We start from the raw sequence: 1,494 nt of genomic DNA on the forward strand, positions 1-1,494 counted from the left end.
CCAGCCCGAGCCCCGGAAACATTACGCCTGCATGGGCGTTCTGTTCCTGCCCCCGATGGCGAAAATCGGGCGGTCCCCCAGGAGAAACTCGTCGCTATGCGTCTCATCGTCGTCTCGAACCGCGTCACCATCCCTGATCGTCTGGAAAAGGCAACGGCGGGTGGACTGGCGGTGGCGTTGCGCGAGGCGCTGGAACAGCATGGCGGCCTCTGGTTCGGCTGGAGCGGTAATGTCAGCGAGGCGTCGGTCCACGATATCCGGCACGTCCAGCGTGGCAACGTCACCTACGCGGTGACCGATCTCAGCGAGGCCGAGCGGCAGAGCTACTACCTCGGCTTCTCGAACCGCGCGCTCTGGCCGCTGATGCACTACCGGCTTGGGCTGACGGATTTCCAGCGCAGCGACTATATGGGCTATCTCGGTGTCAACCGCCGCTTCGCCCGGGCCCTGGCCAGCCTGATCCAGCCGGACGACCTGATCTGGATTCACGATTATCACCTGATCCCGCTCGCGGCGGAGTTGCGGCGGCGCGGCATCACCAACCGGATCGGCTATTTCCATCACATTCCCTGGCCATCGGCCGATGTGATCGGGGCCTTGCCGTTCAGCGCAACGCTGATCCGCACCATCTCGGCCTATGATCTCGTCGGCATGCAGACTGAGGTCGATGCCCGCAATCTGATCGGCGGGCTCGAAGTCCTCTGCGGCGGTCGCAGCGACGGGCAGCGTGTGCGCGTCGGAACGCGCGAGACGACGGTACAGGCCTTTCCGATCGGCATCGATGTCGAGGCCTTTCGGCGCCTCGCCGCCGCTTCGACGCGGCAAGCGCCGACGCCGCTGCGTGCCACCCGGGAATCGCTCGGCGAACGCAAGCTGGTGATCGGCGTCGACCGGCTCGACTATTCAAAGGGTATCGTCCAGCGCCTGGAAGCGTTCGGCGAGTTCCTGCGCGGCCATCCGGAGCATCGCAGCAGCGTCAGCCTGCTGCAGATCGCGCCGCCCTCGCGGAGCGACGTTCCCGAATATGCCGAGCTCGACCGCCTTTCCGACGAGGTTGCCGGGCGGCTGAATGCCCAGTTGGGAGAATTCGACTGGACGCCGATCCGCGTCGTGAAGAAGGCCTATTCCCGCAACGCCCTTGCCGGCTTCTACCGACGCGCACAGGTCGGGCTGGTCACGCCGATGCGCGACGGCATGAACCTGGTCGCAAAGGAATACATCGCTGCGCAGGACCCCGCCGATCCCGGTGTGCTCGTGCTCTCTCGCTTCGCCGGCGCCGCGCAGCAGTTGCGCGATGCCCTGATCGTCAATCCCTACGATACCCATGAAGTCGCAGAGGCGATCCGTACTGCGCTTGCCATGCCGAGAACCGAGCGCATCCGCCGGTTCGAGGCGCTCTACAGCATGATCGCCGCGACCGATATCGATTGGTGGACGCAGCGCTATCTGGCAGCCTTGGCGCATGGCAGCGAGATTTCTGCGGCGGATGGCGGG

At 65.3% G+C, this 1,494-nt stretch carries 1 protein-coding gene; it reads left to right on the forward strand.

The features are described 5' to 3' along the window. Nucleotides 1-96: 96 nt before the first annotated feature. Nucleotides 97-1,494 (forward strand): alpha,alpha-trehalose-phosphate synthase (UDP-forming) (otsA, locus tag ACIPIA_RS16115; RefSeq protein WP_400510984.1); only part of this gene is annotated, 1,398 nt, incomplete at its 3' end.

Source organism: Allobosea sp. CER48, assembly GCF_044752385.1.
Taxonomy (GTDB): Bacteria; Pseudomonadota; Alphaproteobacteria; order Rhizobiales; family Beijerinckiaceae; genus Allobosea.